The sequence below is a fragment of the Paenibacillus ginsengihumi DSM 21568 genome (assembly GCF_000380965.1).
In the GTDB taxonomy this organism is placed as follows: Bacteria; Bacillota; Bacilli; order Paenibacillales; family NBRC-103111; genus Paenibacillus_G; species Paenibacillus_G ginsengihumi.
Genome location: NZ_KB905549.1, coordinates 70,326 through 96,719 on the forward strand (window position 1 = coordinate 70,326; position 26,394 = coordinate 96,719).

25 protein-coding genes are annotated in these 26,394 nt (G+C 60.1%); 6 read left to right on the forward strand and 19 right to left on the reverse strand.

The window, feature by feature from the left end; genetic code table 11:
* Positions 1-37: 37 nt before the first annotated feature.
* Positions 38-1,198: a glycosyltransferase family 4 protein gene (locus tag F591_RS0101645; RefSeq protein WP_019532839.1), complete on the reverse strand. Its 1,161-nt coding sequence runs from the start codon at positions 1,196-1,198 to the stop codon at positions 38-40.
* A gap of 218 nt (positions 1,199-1,416) precedes the next feature.
* Here F591_RS0101645 and F591_RS0101650 point away from each other — a divergent pair, with 218 nt between their 5' ends.
* On the forward strand, positions 1,417-2,532 hold the full coding sequence (locus F591_RS0101650; protein WP_019532840.1) for a YheC/YheD family endospore coat-associated protein: 1,116 nt from the start codon (positions 1,417-1,419) through the stop codon (positions 2,530-2,532).
* Here the strand turns inward: F591_RS0101650 and F591_RS0101655 are convergent.
* The 9 genes from F591_RS0101655 to F591_RS0101695 all read right to left on the reverse strand — a co-directional run bounded on the left by F591_RS0101655 (position 2,487) and on the right by F591_RS0101695 (position 12,251).
* Positions 2,487-3,932, reverse strand: coding sequence for an ArnT family glycosyltransferase (locus tag F591_RS0101655; RefSeq protein WP_019532841.1), 1,446 nt, complete (start codon positions 3,930-3,932; stop codon positions 2,487-2,489). The genes F591_RS0101650 and F591_RS0101655 overlap by 46 nt on opposite strands.
* A gap of 22 nt (positions 3,933-3,954) precedes the next feature.
* Entirely contained in the window at positions 3,955-4,725 is a 771-nt protein-coding gene (locus F591_RS0101660; RefSeq protein WP_019532842.1) for a glycosyltransferase family 2 protein, read from the reverse strand.
* A gap of 75 nt (positions 4,726-4,800) precedes the next feature.
* The gene (locus tag F591_RS0101665) at positions 4,801-5,955 is read right to left on the reverse strand and encodes a glycosyltransferase family 61 protein (protein ID WP_019532843.1); all 1,155 of its coding nucleotides are present in this window, start codon (positions 5,953-5,955) and stop codon (positions 4,801-4,803) included.
* 36 nt (positions 5,956-5,991) lie between these two features.
* Complete coding sequence (locus F591_RS0101670) at positions 5,992-7,209, reverse strand: glycosyltransferase family 4 protein (protein WP_019532844.1); 1,218 nt, start codon at positions 7,207-7,209, stop codon at positions 5,992-5,994.
* A gap of 54 nt (positions 7,210-7,263) precedes the next feature.
* Positions 7,264-8,058 (reverse strand): carboxypeptidase-like regulatory domain-containing protein, encoded by a 795-nt coding sequence (locus tag F591_RS0101675; RefSeq protein ID WP_019532845.1) that lies wholly within the window; start codon positions 8,056-8,058, stop codon positions 7,264-7,266.
* Positions 8,048-8,875 carry a glycosyltransferase family 2 protein gene (locus tag F591_RS27155; protein ID WP_019532846.1) on the reverse strand — a complete coding sequence of 276 codons (828 nt, stop codon included), beginning with the start codon at positions 8,873-8,875 and terminating at the stop codon, positions 8,048-8,050. Before F591_RS27155 ends, F591_RS0101675 begins: the two co-directional genes overlap by 11 nt.
* Before the next feature lie 87 nt (positions 8,876-8,962).
* On the reverse strand, positions 8,963-10,072 hold the full coding sequence (locus F591_RS0101685) for a glycosyltransferase family 4 protein (protein ID WP_019532847.1): 1,110 nt from the start codon (positions 10,070-10,072) through the stop codon (positions 8,963-8,965).
* Between the two features lie 33 nt (positions 10,073-10,105).
* Positions 10,106-11,011 (reverse strand): NAD-dependent epimerase/dehydratase family protein, encoded by a 906-nt coding sequence (locus F591_RS0101690; RefSeq protein WP_019532848.1) that lies wholly within the window; start codon positions 11,009-11,011, stop codon positions 10,106-10,108.
* Entirely contained in the window at positions 10,992-12,251 is a 1,260-nt protein-coding gene (locus F591_RS0101695) for a class I SAM-dependent methyltransferase (RefSeq protein ID WP_026326311.1), read from the reverse strand. Before F591_RS0101695 ends, F591_RS0101690 begins: the two co-directional genes overlap by 20 nt.
* A gap of 171 nt (positions 12,252-12,422) precedes the next feature.
* Here F591_RS0101695 and F591_RS0101700 point away from each other — a divergent pair, with 171 nt between their 5' ends.
* From F591_RS0101700 to F591_RS33485, 4 genes are all read left to right on the forward strand, one after another.
* Entirely contained in the window at positions 12,423-13,547 is a 1,125-nt protein-coding gene (locus F591_RS0101700; RefSeq protein WP_019532850.1) for a glycosyltransferase family 61 protein, read from the forward strand.
* Positions 13,548-13,562: 15 nt separating this feature from the next.
* Positions 13,563-14,354, forward strand: a complete 792-nt coding sequence (locus F591_RS0101705) for an FkbM family methyltransferase (protein WP_019532851.1) — start codon at positions 13,563-13,565, stop codon at positions 14,352-14,354.
* A gap of 196 nt (positions 14,355-14,550) precedes the next feature.
* The gene (locus F591_RS33480; RefSeq protein ID WP_425414337.1) at positions 14,551-14,934 is read left to right on the forward strand and encodes an ABC transporter substrate-binding protein; all 384 of its coding nucleotides are present in this window, start codon (positions 14,551-14,553) and stop codon (positions 14,932-14,934) included.
* Entirely contained in the window at positions 14,931-15,500 is a 570-nt protein-coding gene (locus F591_RS33485; protein ID WP_425414338.1) for an ABC transporter substrate-binding protein, read from the forward strand. Before F591_RS33480 ends, F591_RS33485 begins: the two co-directional genes overlap by 4 nt.
* Positions 15,501-15,598: 98 nt before the next feature.
* On the opposite strand, the gene rfbG is transcribed toward F591_RS33485, so the two are convergent.
* Genes rfbG through F591_RS0101755 form a run of 9 tightly spaced genes read right to left on the reverse strand, consistent with a single transcriptional unit; the run spans position 15,599 to position 25,231 of the window.
* Entirely contained in the window at positions 15,599-16,678 is a 1,080-nt protein-coding gene (gene rfbG / locus F591_RS0101715) for a CDP-glucose 4,6-dehydratase (RefSeq protein ID WP_019532852.1), read from the reverse strand.
* 19 nt (positions 16,679-16,697) lie between these two features.
* The gene (locus tag F591_RS27165) at positions 16,698-17,804 is read right to left on the reverse strand and encodes a glycosyltransferase family 61 protein (RefSeq protein WP_019532853.1); all 1,107 of its coding nucleotides are present in this window, start codon (positions 17,802-17,804) and stop codon (positions 16,698-16,700) included.
* Complete coding sequence (locus F591_RS0101725) at positions 17,801-19,102, reverse strand: glycosyltransferase family 4 protein (RefSeq protein ID WP_019532854.1); 1,302 nt, start codon at positions 19,100-19,102, stop codon at positions 17,801-17,803. The genes F591_RS27165 and F591_RS0101725 overlap by 4 nt, the downstream gene beginning before the upstream one ends.
* Positions 19,099-20,142 carry a glycosyltransferase family 4 protein gene (locus F591_RS0101730; RefSeq protein ID WP_019532855.1) on the reverse strand — a complete coding sequence of 348 codons (1,044 nt, stop codon included), beginning with the start codon at positions 20,140-20,142 and terminating at the stop codon, positions 19,099-19,101. The genes F591_RS0101725 and F591_RS0101730 overlap by 4 nt, the downstream gene beginning before the upstream one ends.
* Before the next feature lie 7 nt (positions 20,143-20,149).
* Positions 20,150-21,253 (reverse strand): glycosyltransferase family 4 protein, encoded by a 1,104-nt coding sequence (locus F591_RS0101735; protein WP_019532856.1) that lies wholly within the window; start codon positions 21,251-21,253, stop codon positions 20,150-20,152.
* Positions 21,254-21,269: 16 nt separating this feature from the next.
* Positions 21,270-22,043 (reverse strand): glucose-1-phosphate cytidylyltransferase, encoded by a 774-nt coding sequence (gene rfbF, locus F591_RS0101740; protein WP_019532857.1) that lies wholly within the window; start codon positions 22,041-22,043, stop codon positions 21,270-21,272.
* Entirely contained in the window at positions 22,040-23,215 is a 1,176-nt protein-coding gene (locus F591_RS0101745; RefSeq protein ID WP_019532858.1) for a glycosyltransferase family 4 protein, read from the reverse strand. The genes rfbF and F591_RS0101745 overlap by 4 nt, the downstream gene beginning before the upstream one ends.
* A 13-nt stretch (positions 23,216-23,228) precedes the next feature.
* The gene (locus F591_RS0101750) at positions 23,229-24,188 is read right to left on the reverse strand and encodes a GDP-mannose 4,6-dehydratase (RefSeq protein WP_019532859.1); all 960 of its coding nucleotides are present in this window, start codon (positions 24,186-24,188) and stop codon (positions 23,229-23,231) included.
* On the reverse strand, positions 24,188-25,231 hold the full coding sequence (locus F591_RS0101755; RefSeq protein ID WP_019532860.1) for a mannose-1-phosphate guanylyltransferase: 1,044 nt from the start codon (positions 25,229-25,231) through the stop codon (positions 24,188-24,190). The genes F591_RS0101750 and F591_RS0101755 overlap by 1 nt, the downstream gene beginning before the upstream one ends.
* Before the next feature lie 217 nt (positions 25,232-25,448).
* On the opposite strand from F591_RS0101755, the gene F591_RS0101760 reads away from it, so the two are divergent.
* The gene (locus tag F591_RS0101760) at positions 25,449-26,306 is read left to right on the forward strand and encodes an NAD-dependent epimerase/dehydratase family protein (protein WP_019532861.1); all 858 of its coding nucleotides are present in this window, start codon (positions 25,449-25,451) and stop codon (positions 26,304-26,306) included.
* The last annotated feature ends 88 nt before the right edge of the window (positions 26,307-26,394 follow it).

A 26,394-nucleotide genomic window follows, 5' to 3' on the forward strand; every position in this document is an offset into this window, starting at 1 on the left:
GCGGCCTGCAAGGCCGAAAAAGGCGCCAATAACGGCCCTAGCGGACCGCGAGGTAATAATCGTTCAGCCATCTCCTGGCCATGCTTTCCCAAGTAAAAAGCTCCCCGGCCAGACGCCGCCCGGCTCCGCCCATGCGCAGAGCCAGCTCCCCGTCAGACAGCACCTGCGCAATTCGCGCCGCCAGCTCCTGCTCCAGCCGCTCCTGCGATAAGAGATACCCGGTTTCTCCGTCCCGCACAATCTCCTTGATGCCGCCCGCATCCGCGGCAACGACCGGCAAGCCCGAAGCCATCGCTTCCACGTTAACGAGGCCGAACGCCTCCCTCGGACCGGAGGGAACGGCCAGACAGTCCGCCATCGCATACAGATCAGCCATCCGGCAATGAGGCACGAAGGGAATAAAGCGGACATGCTGCGGCATCTGACCGCCCATCCGATGCAGCTTCCGCACATATGGCGTAATCCTGCGGGAGCCGACGCGGGCACTGCCTACCACCACAAGCACCGCCTCGGGCACCCGCTCTGCAATTGCCGGCATGGCGGCCAGCAGATGATGCACGCCTTTGTCCGGAACAAGACGACCGGCGTACAGCACGATTTTTTTGTTCTGCAGCCCGAGCTTTTGCCTGACGGAATGATACAGCGCCTCCCCCTGAGGGGTCCACCTCGGATAATAGCTGGCCAAGTCGACCCCCAGATGATTGACGGCGATTTTGGACAAGCAGCCGGGCGCCTTCCGGCTCAGCTGCTCCTTCATAAAGCGGCTGTTTACTACAATGCGGTCGGCGGCCTCCAGACAGCGCTTCAGCTCGGCCGGCCGGATATGCTTGCCGGAGACGAACGTCATCGAATGGAGCATCAGCCAAATCGCGGCTTGCGGATGACGCTTGCGCAAATAACGAACGTAGCGCGGGCGGTTATCCACCTGAATAAGCTTCGGCTTGAGCCGGAGCAGCTTGCGGCTGACGGCGCGGATATAAGCCGCAGGGCTCGGCGCGGGAACGCGAATATAAGTGATCCCTCCGCGCGACTCGGCCGCCGGCAGCCTCCCTTGACGACCCACAACGGCTACCTGCAGCTGGCCGATCTCATGCAGTTGTCTGGCAAGCCGCTCGATAACGATTTCCACGGAGCTGCTCTTTCCGGAAGGAATCGCGAACGTGCCCGGAGTGATGATCGCCGCGTCCGGTCGGATCATGGCAGATACCCTCCTTTTGTTATACGACATAACCGCTCCTGTCCCAGTGTATTCATCCGGGGCCGGAAAGAACCCGGCAGGGGCCGGCGAAGGCCTATCCATTTTTTTGCAGGGCGCACCGCACCTGACTATACGCATGTACGCCTGCGGACATATCATATCCTAGCAATCCGAATGCCCTGAACGAATGCCATAGATCTGGAATGGGGTGTGCAATCATGAATCGTCCTTACGTAGGAATTCTGGTAGGCGAGAAGCTGTATCAGAGCATTCCGAGCGGCCGTACGGGGCACGAGAACCTCTCATTCTATGTCGAGTCGGCGCAGCGATACGGCTTCGTTCCCTGTTTTATCCGCATCGGCGATCTCATGCCGGGACAAACGCAGGTCAAAGCTTACGTTCCTGCGCACGGCAAATACGTTCATACCACGGTCCCGGTCCCGTCCGTTGTTCATAATCGGGGAATTTTCACCAAAAAAAGCGATGAGCGCAAGCTCGCAGCTTTGACCGCGGGCGGCTTGCGCCTGTATAACCGGCGGAACCGTTACGGCAAGCTGATGATCCACCGTCTGCTGATGGAGGACCATGAGCTCAGGCCGCACCTGCCGGGCACGGTCGCGGCCAGCCCGTCAGCGCTCCGCATGATGATGGATATGTACGACGCGCTCATCATTAAGCCTGACAGCAGCAGCATCGGCCGCGGCGTCATGAAGCTGGAGCGCCGCCAATCCGGATGGCGGCTCACTTATCCCGCTTCGGTCAGCACCAGCAACCGATCGTGGAAAACTTTGCTGTTCCGAGGCGCTAACATCCCGGCTCTGCTGCTCGGAAGAATGCGCCGCCAACGGTATATTATTCAGCAGAGGCTGCCCTTGGCGACATACCAGGGGCGCCCATTTGACATCCGCGTCTCCGTGCAGCGCGGCAGAGAAGGACACTGGAAAGTGACGGGCATGGTGGCGAAGGTCGCGGCCCGCGGCGCTTATATCACGAATGTCGCCCAAGGAGGGTCCGTCTGTGCGCTCGAGCGCATCCTGCAGGAGGAATACCCGGAGCTGCCCGCTGCGGAGATTATGAATGGCATCGCCATGTTCTCCCTGCGCATCGTCGATCGGCTGAGCGCCGGCCTGCCGGAGCTGGCCGACGTCGGACTGGATATCGCCATAACGCGGGACGGCTTCCCCATGTTCATCGAATGCAACGGCAAGGATCAGCGCTACAGCTTTCACTTGGCGGGCATGCACGAGGCCTGGAAAGCCACCTACGACAATCCGATGGGCTACGCCCGCTATTTGCTCGACCAGCTGCCCGGCGAATCGTCCCGCAGCCAGTAAACGGGATAGCCGGGAATCGGCTCGCGCTTCTCGTAATGCCGCTCCAGATACTGCCTGAGCGTTCCGTCATCCCCTTCGATATAGCCTTTCAGCGGAACGAACAGGACGGCCCCCCGCCGAATGTACTCCCCCAGCTCCCCGATCGGATCGTCCGGCCTTTCGTTGCGCAGCCGCCAGCCCTGGCGCTGCGCGGCATTGAGCAGCGAAGGGTCGTTGATGCCGGTTACGATCAGTTCGCTGCGGCCTGCGACCCGGCGAACCGCCTCCCCTTGCCGCAGCATGTCCCATTGCTGCGCATGAACGAGCGGCCCGACAGTATGCCAGCTCTGCACTGCCAGGCAGGCGGCGGCCAGGGCTGCGGCGGCCGCTCCGAGCGGACCCGGCCGCTGCGTCCAGCGGGCGAGCAGATAGCCGGCGCATAAAGCGACAGGAGGGCCGAGAAAGATCAAGTAATAATCGAAGCGGATGACGGCGACAATCGCCGCAAGCTCAAGTCCCATCGCCCCAAGCCAGAACGGCAGCGGCTGCCGCTCGCGTTCGCGCAGCAACAGCAGCGCCCCCGCGGCGCCGAGCAGCAGCCCGGAGGCCGTGAGCATTCGGGGAAGCTGCTCGGCGAAGAACAGCCGCGCTTCCTCGGAAGCGGCCGCGCTCCACATCTTCGGCCATATATGCTTGGCTGCAATGCCGGAGACAAAACGGTGCTCGGCGACGCGGCCTATCCAGGCAAAATAGAGCGCGGGCGGAATGGCGGAGACGAAGGCGAAGAGCCACAGCTGCGGCATCGCAAGCATTTTGCGGCCGAGCTCACGGCAAGCCATCAGGAACATGGCGACGCCGATGAAAGCGGCGGGAAGCTTGATCAGGGCGGTCATCGCCAGACATCCGGCCGCAAGCAGCAACAGCCGCAGGCGGCGCTCCTGCAGCCAGCGGGCAAATAGATAGAAGGCGGCGGCGGAAAAAAACAACGCGGCCGACTCCGGCATAATCGCCCGGGAGAAGAGCACGTTGACCGGCAATATTCCGTACAGCAAGAGCGCCCATCCGGCGGCGGCAGGCGTCATGTACAAGCGGCCGATGGCGTATACGAATGCCGCCGAGCCCATGAAGAAGGCGACGGGAACGATGCGGGCCAGCGCATAATCGGGACCGAACGCCTGATACAAGAGAGCAATCAGCCATGTGGTGAGCTGCAGCTCGAGCTGCGCGTAATTCGGCAGCGGCCCGTCGTAGTTGAGCTGCGGGATCAGGCCGAGGCCGTGCTCGGCGAACAGCCGGGCGATCGCTTCCGTATCCGATTGCCTCCACGACTGATACTCGAAGGGCGAATCGGACAAATATGGCAGCCTTAAGGCGAAGACAACGGCAAAAATCGATAGCGTCAGCCATGCGTGTCTGGACATGCCTTCTTCCGTTCCCTCTCCCTCATCTTGCGGTCCCGGGCGGCTTCGGCAGCGCTCTCATCTCGCCCAGCAGCCGGAAATAACCGCGGATCGTTCTGGCCGCATGCATCTTGCTTGGTCCGGTCTTAAGGTCGTACCTGAGCACCAGCGGAACTTCCCCTGCGCGCACGCCGACCCGGCTGAAGCGGGCCAGCAGCTCGGCCATGCACTCGAAGCCGCTGCCGGTGATCAGCTCGCCGCCCCACTGCGTCGATACGCGCTTCAAATAACCGATGCGGTAGCAGCGAAAGCCGCTCGAATAATCCCGAACGTGCGTGATCGGAAAAAAAAGCGTGAAAAACAGCGCAGCGCCCCGGCTGTACATGCGGCGACGCCAGGATAAGCCGCAGACCTCGCCTCCCGGCGCAAAACGGGAGGCGATCGCTACGTCCAGCCGCCCTTCATTCATCTTGGCGACGAGCGACGGGATCAGGTGCGGCGGATGCGTATTGTCGGCGTCCATCGTCACCAGCAAATCGGCGGAATCGTAATGGCGCACGACGTATGACAGCAGCGTGCGGACCGCCGCCCCGAGCCCTCTGTTTCGCTCGTGTTCCACATAGCGGACGAACGGATAAGCGCGGCAGTAAGCGTAAACGATGTCGGCGGTTCGGTCAGTGCTGCCGTCGTTCACGACCACGATTTCGAGCCGGGCTCCGAAGCGCCTCCGAAGCCCGATCAGTTGGTTCAGCAGCGGGCCGAGGCTGTCCTCCTCGTTATAAGCGGGCAGGCCGACAACAATGCGGGAATGCATAGGCTCGCTCCTTCCCGGTAAGTAATGGCACCCTATGCTTTCATTGTACGGCCGTTTGCGATTTTTAGAACGATGTCACGCCTCCATTCCGGCCCGCCTCATCATTTGCCCGAGGCGATCCAGATCGACCTCGATATCGAGCTGCTCCCGGTTCTTTCCCTGCATTTTCTCCATCTCGAACAAGCTCCTCGGCCTCGGTCTTTTGCTGCCCAGCACATAATAGTAGTCGAGCCGGGCATGGTTGCTCAGCACCCAATAGATCGCGTTGATATAGTGCGGCGAGAAGATTTCAAGCACCTGCGCCCCCGGCCGGCAGAACAGCAGATTGGTCAAGTTGGAGCCGTGGGGGGCGACGATCCTGCGGGCCGACGCGAAGATATGGATTTGCTCCTTGACCGTCCATTCGCTCGGCACAATCTTCTTGTAGCCGTATTTCGCCAGAAAGTCCGCGACCTGCTCCTCGTTGGTAACGTTGCGGTATTGGGCGTCCTCCCGGCTCACATAAATTTTCGCGAATTCGCTGTCTTGCGGCTCGTTCATATAAGCAGCGAACGCCGCGCGCACAGAGGCGATCGCCCACTCGGGATAATGGGAGCGGACGCCGATCAAGGAAGGCACCAGCAGCCGCTCGGCCTGCAGATGATCTTGACCGCTCATCACGACCCTGGCCTCCGGAGGAATGCCGATCATCGCCAGCGTCTCGTCCTGAAAGGGCAGCAGCGAAGCCGCATGCGTATTGACGACGTACTTGTCGGGCGCGATGCCGGTTTGGCGGATCAATGCGATGCGGGGAAGCACGTCGAGCATCCAATGAAAATAAAAATCGCTGGCCGTATAAGTCAGGACGCCCCACGTCTCGCGAAAGCGGCGGACCGGGGGCAGGCCTGGCTGGCGGAATACGGAATGCCGCTCCGGCTCCTCTCCCCACAGCTCCAGAGACACGTCGAACAGCAGCCGATTGTCCGGGGCGATCACGGCTCCCTTCGCTCCCCACAGTCTGCCGCCGGGGATGACGGCGACGAACGCGCTCTGATGATCTCGATCATGGAATTCCTGCGGGATTTCGTCGTCGAGCCCCACAGGCCTGCGAAAAGCGCTGCGATGCGTCTTATAAAGCTCCAGATAGGCGGCCTGAGCTTCGTTTCCGCGCGGGCTCCAAACGGCCGCCCATTCCTCCGTCGTCCGGTAATAGCCGGCCGGCAGCGGCAACGGCTTATCCGATATCGTCAACGTAAGTCCCCCCTATCTACAGCCGGAAATTTGTCGTTATTGTCCGTGCTTCATGCCGGCGGCCTGCTCGTATACGCGCAGCGTCCTCTCGAGCATGTTGCGCGGGTGCCAATATTTGCGCGCCCACGCTTGCCCGGTTGCCGCCAGGCGGCGCCTCCGCTCCCCATCGTTCATCAAGGACCGCAGCGCCTCAAATAGCTGGTCCGCGTCGGCCGGGTCCACCAGCACCCCGGTATGATCCGGCACGATCAGCTCGGAATTGCCGCCGGCGCGCGTCGCAATGACGGGCAGCCCGGCGAGCTGCGCCTCCATAATCGCCAGGGAATGGTTCTCTACTAACGTCGGCAGCACGAAGAGATCGGCCTGCTTGTACAGGCGCATAATATCGCTGCGGTTGCCCAAAAACTGCACATGCCGCTTAAGCCCCAATTCCTCGGCCAATCGCGCGAGCTCTTCCCGGGCGGGGCCGTCGCCGGCGAACTGGCAGACGAAATCGTCCCGTTCCCGCTTCAGCTTGCCCAGCGCCTCGATCAAATAGCGCTGGCCCTTGTAAGCGACCAATCTCGCAGGGCATATCATCAGCGTCTTGCCGCTCTGCCTCGGCTCCCGCGGGATGCGCTCCAGCTCCGCGATGATCGCCTGCGTATCCAGCCCGTAAGGAATGACGGTCAGCCGCTCGCCGGGCGCGCCGATGCGGTTCATATATTCCCTGTGCAGCCATTCGCTGGGCAAGATCGTTATGTCCGCGGACGAAGCTCCAAGGCGCTCCTCGTTCAGGCTGTAGCGCCATCTTATCGAGTCTTCGCCCACAATTTCCCCTGTAACGAGATACTCCTCCAGCAGCAGGCCGTGAATGGTCGCGACATGCGGCATCCCTTGCGGCTTGACGCGGGCGATCGCTCTGGTTGACAAAATATCGTGCGTATGAATGAGATCGTAGCCGTCAAGCCCGAACTGCGTCGAGACAAGCTCGAACGTATACCGCTCGGCTTCCCGATAGCGAATCCATGAGTCCGCTTCCGGCACGCACTTGTCGAAATGATCCATCAACAGCTCATGCAGCGGGAACAGCACCGGTTTTTTGGCGAGCTTACGCCGCCCGTTCAGCAAATAAAGATGGTTCATATCGGGATGGTGCGCGCACACGTCGACGCGATGCCCGCGCTGCTCCAGCCCTTTGGTCAATACCTTCAAATACGTATCCACGCCGCCGACATGCGGCAAATACCAGAAGGTCGCCAGCAAGATGTTCATAGGATTCCCTCCCGCCCGAAGAAGGCCCTTCCGGGCCCCCGATTGTTGGACCGCTCACGAGAGTGGAAGCAGCGGAATATGGATCGTGCGGCGGCCCTCCCGGGCGGCGACAACGATCGTCTGCTCTCCGTAACCTTCCGCTCGCGCTGTCACGATGCATTCGCCGGGCGGCAGGCCGCCGAACGCGTACTCTCCTTGCCGGTTCGGCTTCGTCTCCCGAGCCGGCGCGCCGCCGCGAACGATCAGCCGCACGCTCCCCTCGCCGACCGGCCGCCCGGAAAACTTGTCGTACAGCATGCCGCTGACCGTGCCCGCTGCGGCGGCCCGCGCCTTGCCGCCTGGCAGCGGCGGGGCCTGAAGCGGACTCAGCAGCTCCCGGTCGGGAATGCGATAGGCGGGGTCCAACGCGAAGACGATCCGATCCCACAGTTCTTCATCCATATAGTAAATCATTCTTCCCGGCTCGAAGTCGAACAAATGCTGATACGGATTAATCCAGTCGGGCATATCGGGAATGACGATATCGTCGAGCAGGAAGGCCAGGCTTCTCACGTCCTCGTTCAGGCCGATCTCCTTCGGAACGAACGTTGCGCTGGAGACGACCTCCAGCTTTCCTCTGGCCAGCGGCCCGATCGTCGCCTGTATCGTGAATTCGCCTTCCTCGACCTCTGCCTGTCCAACCAGCTCGCCGTTCACAAACAGGCTTACCGTGAGCCGCTCCGGCCAAGGATACCGGCGTCCGTAAAGCACAAGCGGCGACGGCTGCCGGATGCCGCGCAGCGTCGCGACAAACCGTCTGGACACCCATCCGTCCATGTAGCGTCCCGTAAATTCGTCTTCATGACTCATCCGCGATCCCCTCCAGCTCCGACGGCGTCAGAGCGATGAATTCATCGTCCGCCCAGCGGCTCCAGAAAAGGCGGTACGATTGCTGCTCCTCCGCATGCCACGCCGCAGGCTTGTCTGCCAGCGTCATGCCCCGCGTCGACCCTTCGTCATGGATCGCTGCCGCCCGGCCGCAATAGACGACCCTCCAGCCGGCCTTCCTTGCGCGAAGACAGAAATCGACATCCTCGTAGGACAGCGGATAGTCCTCGCTCAACAATCCGATGTCGTCCGTTACTTCGCGGCGAACCAGCATAACCGCTCCGGTCACGGATACCGCGTTGTAGCTGAGGCCGGCCTCCGGCGCATCGGCAGGCTTGCCCCTGTGCAGATGAATATGCCCCTCCTCAAGGGACAGCGCGCCACCGCCGTGCTGTATCGTCCAATCCGAATAGAGCAGGCGACAGCCGACAATGCCGACCCTCCGCCCCTCCCGCATCGTCTGCAGCATCGCATCCAGCCAATCCGGTTCGTGGAAATAAATATCGTTGTTCAGCAGCAAGAGATGCTGCCCGGCCGCTGCGCGCAGCCCGGCATTCACCGCCCTGGCGAAACCGCTTCGCCGGGGCAGCTCGATCAGTCTGCTGCCATAGGCCGCAGCAAGCGCGCGCAGCCGCTCCTTCTCCTCCTCCCCGCTGCCGTCGTCAACGACGATCAGCTCGCAATCGATCCCCTGGACGGTGCGGGCGAAGCTGCTGAGACACCGCTCCGTCAACCTGGAGCCGTTCAGCGTCGGGATGACGACGCTGACCAGAGGACGGGCCACCGGTTGCTGTTCCATAACACTCCCCCCTTGCTGTTTCTCCTTCTATAAATATATTATTCGGAGAAACGGCAAGAGACACGGCACCCGTTCCCTCGGCCAGCATCAAACGAGACGAAGGCCTGTCAGCCGGCAAACAGCCGCCGCGATATCTTCCGCCGCCTTCCGCCGCGTCAAATGCTGTTCGACATAGCTTTGCAGCATCGCTCCTTTGGCAACCGCCTCCTCGTAATGGTCGAGCACGTGCTGCATCTGCCGCTTCAAGCCGTCCAGCGAAGGCTCGGCCCACAGCTGATCGGACCGGTAACCGTAGTAATACGGCTGCGGCGGCACGGGAACGAGACGATAGGGCACAAGAAAGCTGTTGCGCTCATCCAGAAAATCCAGATGCCCGCCCCAGCCGGTCGCGATGATCGGCAGCCCGCGGACGGCCGCATCAAGCATCGGATAGCCGACCCCTTCCCCGCGGGTAGGCAGCACGAAGGCGTGGCAGCTGCGGTACAAAGCGTCCATCTCGGCCTCGCTCCGAATCTGGGTGTCCACATAGACGGGAGCGGTGTCGGCGGGAGCCTGCAGGCGGGCTTTCAGCTCATCGATCTCATGGCCGAGCTTTGCCGAGCCGACCGTTTTGATCACGAGGGCGACGTCGTCTCTGCCGGCGAACTGCTCCCAGAACGCCTGCAGCAGCACGTCGCAGCCTTTGCGCTGAATCCACGAACAGACGGACAAGAAGCGGAAAGGCGGCAGCTTCGCCACATAACCGGGAACCGCGTCCGCAGAAGCCGGATTCGGGCGCGACAAGCAGGGACGAATATGGAAGAGAGGCGCCTGCACGCCGGATTGCCGGAATACGTCGATATTGTGCCGGCTCGGCAAAAATACCGCGTCGACGGCCTGAATTTTGCGCGTCCATTTGGGCGGAATGCGCGACGTCTCCCAATAGGTGAAGCCGATCGATATATCGGCCCCCGTCTCCCAATAATCCGGAAGGTCATGCGAAATACAGACAGTTCGTCCGCCCGCTTCCGGCTTCTCCATCAAGGTCCGAAGCACCTGCTCCTCGCCTGCAGGCAGCTCGACGGAAAGCAGATTGTTCGGGTCCGGTTCGATTTTGACATCGACGCCCAGCTCGTGCAGCCCCAAAATATATTCTCTGGCTGCCTTGCTGTATCCGGTAAAGTCCATAATGCTCCCGTTCCAGACGATTTGCGTCATGATCCCCCCCCTTTCCGCGGCATAAAAAGATCTTCACCCCAGGCCCAGCATGCGCCGGATGCCTTCTTCCAGCTCCGTCGCCGGCTGCCAGCCCGGCAGCCGCGCTCCCCGGCTCCAATGGACCATCGCTTCGCGCGGCCGGTAAGGCAGCGCGCCCCAATCGACCGCCAGCTTCCGGCCCGACACCCGCTCGAAGACGGCGATCAGCTCCTTCAGCGTAACCGGCTTGCCCGAGCTGACCGCATAATGCTCCAGGCCGGCGGCGCCTGCGCTCAATAGACGCTCTGCCGCAACCAGATACGCCTCCGCCACATCGTCGATATAGACCATATCCATCCACTGCCCGCCCGGCGACAGCGGAAGACGGGCCCCATCTTCCCGGTGCAGCAGGGCAGGCAGCAGCTTCGGCCGGAAATCGCCGGGCCCGTACGTATCGTACAGCTTCAGCGTGATGGCCTTCAGCGGCGTCGTCTCCGCATAGTATACGAGCAGGGTCTCGAACGCCTGCTTCGTGGCGGCGTACAAGGTAGCGGGATTGTAATCGCTGTTGCCCCAATGCTGCGATGCCGTCCCCGTATTGACGAGGCAGTGAACCCCGCTAGCCGTCATCGCCTCTACTAGCTGGGTGCCGAATACGATATTGCTGCCGAGCATCGGCACGATATGCTCAGGCCTGTGCTGCAGGATGCACGAAGCGGCCAGATGGAACACAACGTCCGGGCGAACCCGGTCCACCGTCTTCAGCAGCGCCTCTGTCGAACCGTCATGGATGTGAACCACCGCCCGGGGCAGGATGTCCTGCAGCGGCTCCAGCTTCGACTGCCGGCGGACGATCAGATGGACGTCCCAGCCTGAACGAATGAGCCGTCTGGCGACATGCGAGCCGACATATCCGCTGCCGCCCGTAACGAGCGCCGTCCTAGCGCCGCCCCGGCCCATCGGCAGCCTCCGTCACGGCGATTCTCGGAATGGCGGTAACGAATTTGCCGCCCCAATCGCGAATGCCGCCCATCTGCTCCATAATCTCTTCCTTCAAATTCCAGGGCAAAATAAGCACATAATCCGGCTTCGTCTCCATGATCGCCTCCGGCGGCTTGATGGGAATGCGGGAGCCTGGCAAGTACAGCCCCTGCTTATGCGGGTTGCGGTCCACCGTATATTCGATATCGTCAGCCCCGATTCCGCAGTAATTGAGCAGCGTATTGCCCTTGGCCGGAGCGCCGTAAGCGGCAATGCGCTTGCCGGATCGCCGCGCCTTTATGAAAAATCGCAGCACGTCCAGCCGCGTTTCCTTGACCTTGCGGTGGAAGTCGGCATAGCGTTCGAGCTGCAGCAGGCCGAAGCGGACCTCCTTCTTCACCAGATCGGCGACATGGCGCGTTGCCGGCTTGCCCGTGTCCCGCCGATGCTTGGCGAAGATGCGCAGCGAGCCTCCGTGCGTAGGAAGCTGCTCGACATCGAAGACCGCCAGCTCGTGGAACTCGAAAATGCGGATGAGCACAAGCAGCGAGAAATACGAGAAATGCTCGTGATAGATCGTATCGAACTGATTGCCCTGCATCAGCTTCATCAGATGGGGAACCTCGATCGTGATGACGCCATCCGGCTTGAGCAGCAACTTGAGCCCCTGCACGAAATCGTGCAGATCGGGGACATGCGCCAGCACATTGTTGGCTACGATCAGGTCGGGGCGAATGCCCTCGGCAGCGAGCCGCCGGGCTGTCTGCACGCCGAAGAAGGCGACATCCGTTCGAATCCCTTTGCGCTCGGCTGCGCGGGCGACGTTGGCGGCCGGTTCGATGCCGAGCGCCGGAATACCGCGCTTGCTGAAGTATTGCAGAAGATAGCCGTCATTGCTGGCAATTTCGACGATTTGCGATTGAGCGCCGTAGCCGAAGCGCGGGATCATCATCTCGACATATTGCCGGGCATGGTCCAGCCAGCTGTCCGAATACGAGCTGAAATAAGCGTAATCGCCGAAAATCGTCTCGGGAGGCTCGAACGCCTCCAATTGAACGAGAAAGCATCGATCGCAGACGAAGGCATGTAGCGGGTAATAAGCTTCCTTGTCCTTCAGCGCTTCCGGACGCACATACGAATTGGCGAGCGGAGACATGCCCAAATCCGCAAAGCGATGCGTCAGCGGATGATGGCAGAAACGACAGCGTGACGCGGACACATCCATCACCTTTTTTCATGAAAGAATATCAATGCAGTATATGGCCGCAGAGCGCAGCTTGCCACTGACAAGCATAGAAAATAGATGGGCGAGGCAGCCGCCCTGTCAATCGTTGGGGTTCAGGAATACTATGCATGATAGATTGATAGACTGCGCTGCGAGGTGAAACGGATGGACGATTCCGGGAAGAAACGTCAGCCTCCCGACGGATACTATCTTGAGACCAGGGAATGGGTCCGGCAATCCGCAGCCGGCGCCTCCCTGGAGCAGGACTTGCTGATGCCGCTCTATGAGGACGAAACGGTCCTGCTCGCGGAGCCTGAAGGCATCGACCCGCCCCAGTGGCAGGGAGAGTTTCCCGTTCGCCAGGCCTTCGTCGCCATCGTTCCGAACGGGCGGGTGTGGGGGCTGAACGGAAGCGTGATCAGTCCCGACAACAAGCTGTTATGGGACGTATCGGATGCCAGGCCGCCGGAGAGCAACGAGGTATTCCACGCGGCGGAGCTGCCCCCTGTTGTCCGCAGCGAGGAAACGGTGGCGACGCTGGCCTGGATTTCCTACAACAATTATGCACACTGGCTGTTCGATATTTTGCCCCGCCTTCATCTGCTGCAGAGGAGCGGCATCGCCATTGGCCAATATATCGTAAACGGCGGACTGGCCCATCCGTACCAGCTGGAGACGCTGAGGATGCTCGGCATACCGGAAAGTCAGATCGTCTTTACCAGCGATACGTTTCATTTGGAGGCCAAAAGGCTGGTCGTCGCTTCGATTCCGAACCGGCTCGGGTATCCGGGATGGGTGTTCGATTTTTTGCGCCGATCATTCCGGGACAGCCAGAAGATCGCTCCGCTGGCCGGATACGATCGAATTTACGTCAGCCGGGAAGATTCCGCATACCGGCATGTAGTGAACGAGGACGAGGTAATGCAGGCGCTCGGCCCCCTCGGCTTCCGCAAGGTCGTGCTCGGCCCTTTATCATTCAAAGACAAAATGAGACTCTTCGCCTCGGCCCAGGTCATTGTCGCTCCGCTTGGCGCCGGGCTGGCCAATGTCGTGTTCTGCCGCCCGGGAACGAAGGTGATGGAGTTTTCCAACCGCTCCTTCGTCTCCACCGATTTCTGGAAATTCAGCCGATACGCCGGCTTGCAATACTATCACATGATTTGCGAGGAAGAAACCGCGCAGCTGCCGGATTTGCCGAAGCTGCATTTGGATTGGCACATCTGGACGAGAAACATTCGGGTCGATCCGGCCAAGCTGCTGCGCTTGCTGGCGCATGCCGGCATCCGCTAAAGGAGATGAACAAGCATGAGCTTGAATGAGATGGTGATTCATAAAAACGGAGCCCAATTTAAAGTGAAGCCCAAAAACGATTGGGGCATGTGGGTGTGGCACGAAATGCTGAGAAACTCCTGGGAGGAGGATACCTTTGCCATCTTCGACCGTTTCCTTCATCCCAAGCGCCCTTATCTCGATATCGGCGCCTGGATCGGTCCGACCGTGCTGTACGGCGCTCAAAGGGCGAAGCATGTATTCGCCGTAGAGCCCGATCCCGTCGATTTTCAGGAGCTGCAGGAAAACTTGTCGTTAAACCCCGATATCCAGCCGAAGGTAACGTGCATTCATGCCGCCGTGTCTGCCGTGTCCGGAACTGCGCGGCTGTATAAGCGGGACGCCTTCGGCAGCTCCCAATCCAGCCTGCTCTCCACCCTCTCCGACGAATATTACGATGTTAGAGCGGCTACGATCGAGGAATTGCTGGCGGAGCACAGCATGCACGACGTTAACTTCGTCAAGATGGATATCGAGGCGGGGGAATACGTGTTGGTTCCGGCCATGCACGCTTATTTGAAGAGCTGTCGACCGACGCTGTATTTATCGCTCCATCCCCAATTTCTGAACGATCATCTCCGCTCGGCAGCGGCGCAAGGCGCAGGAGGGGAGGCGCCCGGCGATCCGCGGGCTTTAACGGAAAATGTGCTGGTTCACCTCGATTTCTACAAATATATATACGATACTGCCGGAAAGCCGGCAAGCAAAGACGACATCTTGAAGGTGCCGCAGTTCGGGCAGTTCGTGTTCACGGATAAACGGTGGTAGTCCGCCAGGCAGGGCTGCACGTCGGGCACAACCTCCCGGAATGAGCTTCGCAGCACAACGATCGCGAACAATCGCCGGGATTGACATCCAGCAGCGAATCTACTAGAATGAAACTCGGATTGTTAATGATAATCATTATCATTGATTCGCATTGCCCGAAATGCCCGAATGGCCCGATAGGAGGACATATGTACCCATGAACGTTAAACCATCCTTCATGACGAGTATCGCCTTGCTGCTATTGGTCGTCATTGCGAGCGCGTGCGGCAAGGCTGCGGACTCTTCCTCTTCTCCGGGAGCCAACACGCCGCAGCCGGCCGCCAACGAGACATCCGGTACGCGCACTTACGAGTCCGAGACAGGTCCGCTCGAAATTCCGGCCAATCCCCAGAGAATCGTCGCCCTCGACTATGGGACGAACGTTTACTCGCTGGGCGGCAAGCTGGTCGGCGTGGATGAGTGGACGATGGGGAACAAGCTGTTTTCTGAGCAACTGAAAGGGGTGGCCGTCGTCTCGGAGACTAATCTGGAGAGCGTCATGGCGCAAAACCCCGACCTGATTACGCCGGCGCGCACATGAAAAATCTCGAGGAGCTCGGCAAAATCGCACCGACTGTCGTGTACACGTGGGGCAAGCTGGACTACCTTGAGCAGCAGCGGGAGATCGGCAAGCTGCTGAACAAGGAGGCGGAAGCGCAGCAGTGGATCGACGCTTTCAAACAGCGTACCGCAGCGATGGGCCAAGAGATTAAAGCCAAATTCGGCGACGATGTGTCCGTGACGGTGTTCGAAGCGGGCCCCAAGGAATTCTATGTGCTTGGCAACAATTGGGCGCGCGGCACCGAGATTCTGTACCAGGCGATGGGCCTGGCCATGCCGGAGAAAGTCAAGCAGGATGCGCTTGGCCCCGGCTACTACACGCTGTCGCAGGAAGTCATGCCCGAGTACGCCGGCGATTTCATTGTCCTTAGCAGAAGCGCGACAGGCACAAACGAATTTATGAACAGCGAGATCTGGAAGAGCATTCCGGCCGTCAAAAACAACCGCGTCATCGAGATCGATACGGAGTCATCCAGCTACAGCGATCCGATTACGCTCGATTATTTGATGAACATCTTCAGGGACGGTTTCCTTGGCAAGCAATAAACCGGCAATCAATGGCGCGCACAGCCGACCGGCTGTGCGCGCCATTTGCGGTTTCAGGAAGCGGCGCGGGCATGCCGCCCGCCATATCCATATATCGCTTACGCATCGTATTCCGCAATTTGCGCCAGACAAAGCTCTCTGGCGTCTTGACCAGCTTGATACGCCTTCGTCCACTCTACCGTCTTGCGGATCGCCTGATCCAGGCGCCATCTCGGGGACCAGCCGAGTTCGCTTTTCGCCTTGGAGCAGTCCAGCTTGAGCGCGTGCGCTTCGGGCGGATGCTCCCCTGGCTGAACGGAGTAAGCGGTGCCCGCCCCCCACATCTCGCACACCTTGCGCACGACGCTTTCGACCGGCTGGACGTCCTGATCGTCGGGGCCGAAATTCCAGCCGCCCGAATACGCAGGGCCTTCCTCGTACAGCCGCTGCGCCAGCAGCAAATATCCGGAGAGCGGCTCCAGCACATGCTGCCACGGCCTGGTAGCCCCGGGATGGCGAAGCTCGATAGGCTCGCCGCATGCCAGCGCGCGAAGGCAATCGGGAAGCAGCCTGTCCGCCGCCCAGTCGCCGCCCCCGATCACGTTGCCCGCCCTTGCCGAGGCGACGGCGACGCCGTGGGAGGCATGTGCCGCCGGAGAAAAATAGGAGCTGCGGTAACAGGCGGCAATCAGCTCGGAGCATGCCTTGCTGCTGGAATACGGGTCGTGCCCGCCCAGCGGATCGCTCTCCCTGTAGCCCCATGGCCATTCCTGATTCTCATAGCATTTGTCGGTCGTCACATGGACGACGGCCTTGATTCGCCGCTTCCCGTTGGCAACGATCCGCACCGCTTCGAACAGATGGACTGTCCCCATGACATTCGTCTCGTACGTCTGCACCGGCATCCGGTAGCCTGTTCTGACCAGCGGCTGGGCGGCCATATGGATCACGATGTCCGGGTTCGCTTCGTCCATCGTCCGCACAAGGCGTTCGAGCTGCCGAACGTCCCCTGTAACGGTTCGCGTACAGCCGCCTACCCTACCGGCTTCGAACAGGCTGGGGCGGGTCGGCGGAGCTAGCGAATAACCCGTCAGCACGGCGCCTAACGAATGGAGCCACATGCTGAGCCAGGAGCCCTTAAATCCGGTATGTCCAGTCACAAATACACGTTTTCCTTGCCAAAATTGCCTGTCGATCATCCTCTATCACCTCGCAATGCTACGAAGTCGCCGGCGGCCGTCCTGCACAATCCAGCGTCTGCAGCAGCCTGGCGACATCGACGACGATATCGTCCAGCTGCGGCGCCTCCTTGGGCGGATATTGCGCGTCGCAGACCAGGTTGTAGTAATCGAGCCGCATATGATGGCTGAGTATCCAAAAATGAGTGCTCGTCGCCGAGTTTCGGGCCAGCAGCTCGACGACCTTCGTCCCCGGGCCGCAGAAGACCAGATTGGCCAATCCCGCGCCATGCGGAGACACGATCCATTCGGCAGAATGGAATAGGCGAACCTGCTCCTCGAAGGGCAGCGAACCGAGCACTACTTTTTTAAACCCTCTCGCGATTAACGGCTGCAATACTGCTTCCTCGTTAACTACCTTCCGCTTGGGGGAATCGTCCCGGCTTATATAAATGCGCGCGTATTCGCCGCTTTTCGGCAAGCGCGACGGCAGCAGCCGGCTGCGCACATAATCGCAGGCCCATTTCGGGCAGATGCCGAGCCTTGCGGGCAGGGCGGGAACGACCAGCTTGGCGGCGCGGCAATGAAACTGATTGTTGCCGATTTGAACGATTCGGCTCTCCGGGATGCCTAGCAAAGACAGCGTATCGAGCTGGTAGCGGAGAGGAAGGATGCCGAAGACGTACTTGTCAATCGTCAGGCCGCTCTCCTCCAGCAAATGCAGGCGCGGCAATATATCGATAAGCCAATGATAGTAGTTGTACTGCAGCGGCGAGACGAGAACGGCCCACGTTTCCTCGAAGTCGGCAAGCCGCGGCAACGGGGAACGGACGGGAAGACTCCACCACTCGGGAAAGCCCGCATCCATGAGCAGCTTGTTGTCCGGCGTGACGACTTCCCCCGACCACACCTCCGCATGCATCGGCGCCCCTCCCCAAATGCGACCTTCGGGCATCACGGCAACGTAAGCCGGGCGATACCGGAACTCCGCAGGCCAGCGGAAGGCAAAGGGCCCCTTCGGCTGCGGCGGGCAAACGGTCTCGGCCGGATACACTTCCCGATAACTGCCGCCGCTGCCCGCGCCGGATTGCTCGAACCATTCCTTGGCCGTCTCATATACGCCGTCCGGAGGAAGTGCCGGCTTCATTGGTCTTCCTCCTTATATGCTTCGGTGGACGTATCCTTGTACGCATCCATGCGTGTGTCCTTGTACGCACCCATGCATATATCCTTGTACGCATCCATGTTCGTGTCCTTGTACGCATCCTTCGCAAATTGAACGATTTGCCGGGCGATCCGCTCCCCGTCGAAAGCCGTCCGCGCATACCGCCGCGCCTTCGCAGCCAGCCGCTTGCGGTATCGGCTGTCGTCCATCAACGCTTGCAGCGCCTGCCTGATGGAGCCGATCTCCTCCGCGTCGACCTTGATTTTGATCACGGTATCGTCCGGCAGCTCCGAGAACCAGCCGATGTCCGACACGAGGCAAGGCTTGCCGGCCGCCATGGCCCGGACCAATGCGGCGGATGTCTCTCCCATATAAGGATATCGCAAATTAATGACGACTTCGGCGCTGAGCAGCAGTTTATCGAATTCGCTTCTCGGCGCGTAGCCGGTAAGGATGACATACTCGTTCAGCTGAAGCTCATCGACCAGACGCCGCGTATAATCCCAGTCGCCGACGATGAAATATTTGAATTTGTAATCGTTCCGCAGCTCGGACAGCGCATAGAGCACCTGGTGAATGCGCTTGTTTGGCGTAATATAGCCGAAGGAGGCGAGCATCGTCTCACCCTCCTGCAGCCCGTATTTGCTGCGGATTTGCCGCGCGATCGGTTTGACGCGCCTTGACTCGAGCGGCCGGGCAAAATGAATGCTCATGCACCGGACGTCCGGCCTCACATCCATGACCATTCGTTTCGTATACTCCGAATGAACGAGTATTCCTTTCGCCGCTTCGATGGCCCTTCTGTTCAAAGGATGGTTCTGGGGCGTGCGGTATTGCAGCGGCGGCAGCGGGCCTGCCAAAATGCGCAAGCCTTCCTCATATCCCTCCTGTCCGCCGTTATATCGCATCTCCTCCAGAAACAGCTCCTTGCTGTTCCTCACATCGAGACAATATCCCGCAAGCAAATAAAACAGCACAAAATCGTGCAGGATGACGACGCCGGGATACTGCAGCAGCACGTCGTATATCGCGGCATGGTAGCCGGGATTGTTGCCCAGGTTGTAAATGATCGCATCGTATTCGCTCAGCCGGGCGAGCTGCTCACGATCGGAATAATCGACCACGCGGCAGGTTTGCCTGATCTCAGGGCTCGCCGGCTCGTATCCGTGCACCCAAACATCCACCTCGCATTCCCGAACGAGGAAGCGGAGCAGCTGCTCGGAGTAATCGGATATGCCGCTGCGCTGCGGGCTCAATGGGCTGAAATAAGCAAGCTTCATTGCAACAACCTCGCAATCGCATGATCCCAATCGATATGGAGCTGCTTCATTAATTTCCCTCCCTGCTCTCCGAGCCGCTCAGCGAGCGCCTTGTCCTCATAGAGCCGGTCCAGCGCCTCGGCGATCGCCCGGGGATCGGGAGCGACGACGCAGCCGTTTATGCCGTGCCTGACAAACTCCAGCGGTCCGCAGGAATCGGGATGCGTAATGACCGGCTTGCCGGAGAAGAAGGCCTCGAGCGTCACATATCCGTAATCCTCCTGGAACGGGCCGTAATATACGCAAAGCGCGTTCGCATAATATTCCGCCTTCGCGTCTTCGCTAATATAGCCAAGCAGCTTGACCTTGTCCTGAAGCCCGTAGGCGTCGATGAGCGAGCGGAGCATGCCGCCGTAGCGCGGGTCTCCCTGTCCGGCGATCACGATGCGAACGGGCGTCTTCGTATACCGCGCGGCTTCCACCAGCAGATGCTGCCGCTTCAAGGAATCGAGCCTGCCCGGCATAAACGCGTAGTCGCCGAAAGCGGCGCAGCGAAGCTGCTCATACCCGCCGGGAGGATGGTATAAGGGAAGCGACGCAATGCCGTTGTACTTGCGCAGCCGGTCCGACACCGTCGCCGAGATCGTGTACAGCCCCCGATGCTCCGGGAGATAGCGGTTGTCGCAGCGGACGATCGTCCGGCGCACCTGCTCGCCCCGCTCCATTTTGTCCAAATCGCCGTATTCCGTGCCGAACAGCTCGTAAGCCTGGCGATGCTGGTGCAGCAACCAGAGCACTTTGTTGTCATGCTGCGTGTAGTAGATAGGGAACTTGAGGCAAATGACCCGATCGACGGGAAGTCCGTTCACTTCCGTCAAATCGATCAGCCGCGCTGCCCGGATGCAGTTCAAGATCGTCCGGGCGGGGTACCACTTGAACGGCATCGTCACGATCTCCGCCTCATGCCCGCGAACGATGAGCTGATGCTTCAAATTTTCCGCCAAAATCTCCGCGCCTCCCCGGATAAAAGGCACCTGCACCGTCGCAATCGCCACTCTCATTTATGCGTCACCTGCCGTTTTGCAAGGATTGGATGAGCTCCAAAAAGCGCTTCTCGAGCACCTTCGGCGCAAATCGCGATTGATAATTGCTCCAGCCTTGATCCGCAAGGCTGCAGGCCAGCTGCTCATTCGTTGCAACGGCATGAATGGCGGAGGCGACAAGCTCTTCGTCGAACCGGTCGAAAATGAGCTGATTGTCGCCGAGTGTCTCTTTGATCGCCGTTGCGTCGCAGGCGACGACCGGCAACCGGTAATACTGCGCCTCGATGAGAGGAACGCCGAACCCCTCGTGCTCGCTGAGACACAAAAAAACGCGGCTGCCCATAAAATATGCCTTCAGACTCGGACAGGACACTTTGCCGGTCAGTACAATAAGCTCCTGCAGACCGTATTTTTTGATCCACAGGCTCATTTCCGTATTGTAGCGCTTCAGCTGCTTGTCCGTGTCCCCTACAACCCAGAAGCGCACCCGGCTGCCGAACATCCGCTTATACGCGGCAGCGGTTTGAACAATCGCCTTGTGTCCCTTGTTCGGAGCCATCCGGCTAATAAACAGGACGTTGATCCGATCCCCGTCAAGCAGCTTTTCCAGCGTCTCATGGTCGGGGGCGACCCGCTCCATCCGCTCGATATTGTGAAACGGGGGAACCACGACCGAACGCGACGGAGCGACGCCTTTCGCCACGACTTCCCGGCAGTTATACTGCGAATCGCCCAGCCAGAGGAAATCCTTTCGCTTGACGAGCCTGTCGGTCTGTTTTTCCGCTTGCTGCAGGATGCTGTAATAATGGTCGCTGTACGGCTTGAAGAAGCGGGAAGGCGTAATATTGTGATAGCGAATCACGACCTTGCAATCGGCGATGTCCAGCAGCTTCTCGCCCCGCTGCCAATAGTTGCTGTGATGGTAAATGAACAGATTGCCGCTGTCCAGCACGAGCGAAATAAGCTGATCCAGCGTCGCATGACGGTATTCCGACGGATCGAGATAATTGTATTCGCCGTAGATATAAACCTCGTATCCGCCTCGCTTCAAGGCATGATACATCCCCTGGATGTCATGTCCGATCGCGTCGCCGTCGATAATCGTTTGATGAGCGATAACAATTTTCATAGGATGCACCCCGCCACTACCATTTTTTCCAGGGAGGCGTTCCCGACCTCCACAGCTGATCCAAATACTTTTTATCCCGCAACGTGTCCATCGGATGCCAGAAGCCCTGCCATTTGTAAGCCATGAGCTGCCCGCCGGCAGCCAGCCGCTCCAGCGGCTCCCGCTCCAGCACCGTCGCGTCGCCTTCGAGATAATCGAATACGCCCGGCTCCATCACGAAAAATCCGCCGTTCACCCAGCCGCCGTCGCCTGCCGGCTTCTCCTGAAACTGCTCGACGCTGCCGCTGCCGCCGATCTTCAGCGCTCCGAAACGACCTGCGGGCTGCGCAGCGAGCAGCGTGGCGAGCTTGCCGTGGCGCTCGTGGTAACGGACCAGTTCCCCGATGTCGATGTCCGACAGCCCGTCGCCATACGTCAGCATGAACCGCTCGGCGCCGATGTAAGGCTTGATCCGCTTCACGCGGCCCCCCGTCATCGTATCGAGCCCCGTATCCACTAGGGTGACCTTCCAGGGCTCCGCCGAATGGTGATGGATGATCGTTTGATTCAGGTTGCCGAAATCGAAGGTGACATCGGATTCGTGCAAAAAATAGTTGGCGAAATAATCCTTGATGCTGTAGCCTTTATAGCCGAGGCAAATGATGAACTCGTGATAGCCGTAATGCGAATACAGCTTCATAATATGCCAGAGCATCGGCTTGTCTCCGATCTCGATCATCGGCTTCGGCTTCAAATGCGATTCCTCGCTGATGCGGGTGCCGAAGCCTCCTGCCAAAATGACCACCTTCATGGCTGCTGTTCCCCCCTTTCCGCGCCGCTATGGAGCATAGCGACAAAATCGGCCTTGAAACGGGACAGGCCAAAACGCGAAATAGCGTGCCTCCGCCCCTTCCTTCCGGCCTTCTCCCGCTTGCCGTCATGCTCCGCAAGCTCCGCTATTGTGCGTCCGAGCGCGGCAGCGTCCCCGTTCGGAACGAGATAGCCCGTATCTCCATGGGCCACGATCTCCGGCAGGCCCCCCGACGCATAGGCGACGACGCAGCGGCCGCAAGCCATCGCCTCGAGCGCGATATTGGGAGACGCATCCGCGACGAGGCTGGGAATCGCCACCAGATCGACCGCCGCCAGCAGCGGCTCGATATTCGGCAGCGCTCCCAGATAGCGCCACTCGACAGGCGCGATGCGCCGGGCTTCGTCCAGACACTGCTGCAAGTAATCCGCTTCGACCGCGTTGCCGGCGGCAACGATGGCGATCTTCCCCCTGTGACGAAAATAAGCGGATGCCTGCAGCAGCTCCAGCAGCCCTTTCCCCCGGTAAACCGAGCCGAACCAGCCGACCGCGACATGCTCTTCCGTCCACCCGAAGCAGAGCCGAAGCGATCGCCGGTGCCGGCGAATCGCTTCGGCAGGCGGAATGTCCGTGCCGTAAGGCAGCACCTGAACCGAATCCGGGCTCATCCCGCAGGCGGCGAGCGAGCGGCGAACCGCCTCGGAGGGCGCGAGAATGCGGTCGGCGTATTGACGTATCCGCATAAGCAGCGGGCTTAGTCCGGGATGGCCGGGCATGATCTCTTGAATGTACCAGCACAGCGGGACACCCTGTTGCCGGGCAACGATCGCCGGCATCAGGTTGATCGCGCTGCCCGCGACGATCCAATCAGGCCGCTGCGCGCAGACGAGCCGGCTGAGCGGGCTGCCCGGGGCGGCCTGCTCGAAAGCGCGGCAATCCTCATCCAGCCGGGAAGGATCGTGCACGAAATTCCACAGCACCGGATACTCGGCGATGTGCACTTCCATCCCCGTCCGGGCAGCCCGATCACAGGACAATCCCGGCTGCGGGCTGACCCAGACGACCTCCATGCGCTGCTCCAGGCACGACAGCCCGGCAGCCAGCAGCACCTTCTCCGCGCCTGTCACCATCTCCGGATCGGTGTGATGATTGACCAGCATCACCTTGCTCATAACAGGGCGTCCCCTAGATGCGCGCGCGCCAATAGTCGAGCAAATCCTGCAGCGTCTGGTCGAACGGGATGACGGGGCGCCACCCTGTCTGCCGATGGAATTTCTCATAATCCCCCAGCAATATTTCCACATCCGACGGCCGCATCCGGCTCGGATCGGTCTGAACGCGAATCTGCACCGTGCTCTTCTGAAGCAGCTTCGCCAGCACATCCTCGATCGTATAAGCCGAGCCTGACGCAATGTTGTATACTTCGCCCGGAACGCCCTGCTCCACGGCCAGCCAATACGCCCGCACCACATCGCGGACATCGGTGAAATCCCGCTTCGCCTTCAGATTGCCCACATGGATGACAGGTGGCCGAATCCCTTTCTCCACCTCGGCGATTTGCTTCGCGAAGTTGGAGGTCACGAACGCTTCTCCCCGGCGCGGCCCCGTATGGTTGAACGTGCGGGTTCGTATCGTTTTCAGGCCGTAGCTTTGATAATACTGGTAAGCCAAGTAATCTTGCCCGACCTTGCTGACCGCATACGGACTGAGCGGACGCAGCGGATTGTCTTCGCGGATCGGCACCTCGCCGGGGAGCACATGGCCGTATTCCTCGCTGGAGCAGGCGATCTGCACCGTGGCGTCGACGTCGTATTTGCGAAGCGCTTCGAACAGATTCAACTGCCCGATCTGATTGACGATCAGCGTATCGGCCGGCGAATTCCAGGACGTGGGCACGAAGCTTTGGGCGGCCAGATGAAAAATGTAATCAGGCCGAATCGTCCGAATCATCTCGTTCACGGATTGGGCGTCCCTCAGCTCGCACTCCACCAGGCGAAGGCGGTCCTTTATTCCCTCGATATGCTCCATCCGGCTTCGGAGCCGGTACGTTCCATACACCTCCGCATCCGGGTGATTGAGCAGAAGCCATTCCGCCAAGTGGCTTCCCGCGAATCCCGTCACTCCGGTAATCAAGATTTTCTTCATTATTGACCCTCCTCGGATTTCAGACTGAATGTCCTGATCTCCTGTTCTCTGTCTTTGGGACTAATCATAATGACTCCATCCGTCACGGCGATGATCAAATTGTCCAGCCCGATGGCGGCAACAGACTGTCTGTCGCTGTACACGATGCAGTTATGCGTATCCACCAGCCGATGGCGCCCGACAACGATATTGCCGTTCGCGTCCGGTTCGGTAATTCTCGCCAGCGCCGACCAGCTCCCCAGATCGTCCCAGCCGAACGACACCGGCAGCATGTACAGCTGCCGCGCCTTCTCCAGGACGCCGACATCGATCGATTGCTTCTCGAGCCGGCCGTATTCGGCGCGGAGCACTTCCGATTCTCGATCCGTGCCGAGCGCCTGCCCGATCTTGCGCAGCCCCTCCGCCAGATGCGGCATATGCTCGCCGATCAAATCGCGGATGACTGATGCCCTCCAGACGAAAATGCCGCTGTTCCAATAGTAGTCCGGCGCCGTATACCATAACTGAGCCGTAGGCAGATCGGGCTTTTCCGTAAAGCGCTCGACCGGCAGCATGCCTTTTGCCCCCCCGGCGGCGACTTTAATATACCCGTAGCCGGTCTCGGGCCGGGTCGGCTTGATGCCGAGCGTCACGATGCACGGCTCCCGCCGGGCTTGCCGATATGCCTGCAGGAGAGCGTCCTGAAACGCCTGTTCGTCCGCGATATAATGGTCTGCCGGAATCGTGATCAGCACGGGGTCCAGACCTTGCCGCAGAAAATGCATGGCGGATAAGCCGATACAAGCGGCCGTATCCCGGTTCTCGGGTTCAATCATCATTTGCCGTCGGGGAAGCTGCACCTGCTCGCAAACGTAATCGGCATATTGGGACAGCGTGACGATATGAATATCCTCGGGGCTTATAAACTTGCTCAGACGCTTAACGGTCTTTTGCAGCATCGATTCGTGATCGAGCAGCGATATGAACTGCTTGGGATAATGAGACTGGCTTTTAGGCCATAATCGGGTTCCGCTGCCTCCAGCCAGGACGACTGCTTTCAGCAAGACGGCCCACCCCCTATCAATGATGATTTCTTTTAAGTTATGTGCTAGAAGACGCCGCAGACACGGCCAGTACCCGGTTCTTGCTGACTTTCAGGAAGCGCTCCGCTCTTTTTGCAGAATGGTAGTGGCTGGCCGTAATGAGCCGCAGCGGGAAAGCCTATAGCAAAACGATTTTTCAAGCATAGAATAGTAGAAACCGCGCCAGGAGGGGAGATTCATGGCAAGATCGAAGCGAATTGCGGTTACCGGCGGCAGCGGCCAGCTTGGCGCTGCGGTTATCCGCGAGCTGCTGGAATCCGGCTACGAAGCGCTTAGTCTGGACCGAAATCCGGCGCAAGCTGCCGCCGTCCCTGCCGTTGCCGTCGACTTGAACCGATATGACGAATTGGCGGGTGCGCTGCGGGGATGCGATGCCGTCATTCATTTGGCAGCCGACCCGAGCCCTTACAGCAGGCCTGCTCACCTCGTTTTTTCCAACAATGTCAGCAGCGCGTACAACGTGTTGGAGACGGCGGCGGCGCTCGGCATTCCCAAGGCGGTGCTGGCTTCCAGCGAATCGGCATACGGCTTTCCCTGGGCGGTGCGCCCGCTCTCCCCGCTCTATCTTCCCATTGACGAGCGGCATCCGCTGCAGCCGCAGGAAGGCTACGGTTTATCCAAATGCGTCGCCGAATCGATCGGGGAAATGTTCCACCGGCGGACCGGCATGCAGGTGGTCGCGCTGCGGCTGTCCACGCTGATCGGCGAGGACAATTTTGCGTCTTTACTCGCGCAAATGACGGGCGAGCCGTCGGCAGGCAAGCGCCTGTTATGGAGCTATATCGGCCTCCGCGACGCCGCGGCCGCGTGCCGCCTTGCCTGCGAAGCGGACGGGCTCGAAGCCGTCAGCCTGAACATTACAGCGGACGATACGTGCGCCGGCATGCGTTCGCTGGACCTGATTCGCACCTATTATCCGGAAGTGACCGACCTTCGCGCAGCGTTCCTCCGCTATGAAGCCTTGTACAGCAACGCCGCAGCCAAGCGGCTGCTCGGGTGGAGTCCGACCTGCCGCATCCGAAGGCTGCCGGATTGACGGACAGCTGCGCGGGCGGAGCGCCGCAATGCGCAGCCTGCGCAAGTCCTGCGCGGCAGCGCGCGGGAGGCCGCATGCAGCATGGAAC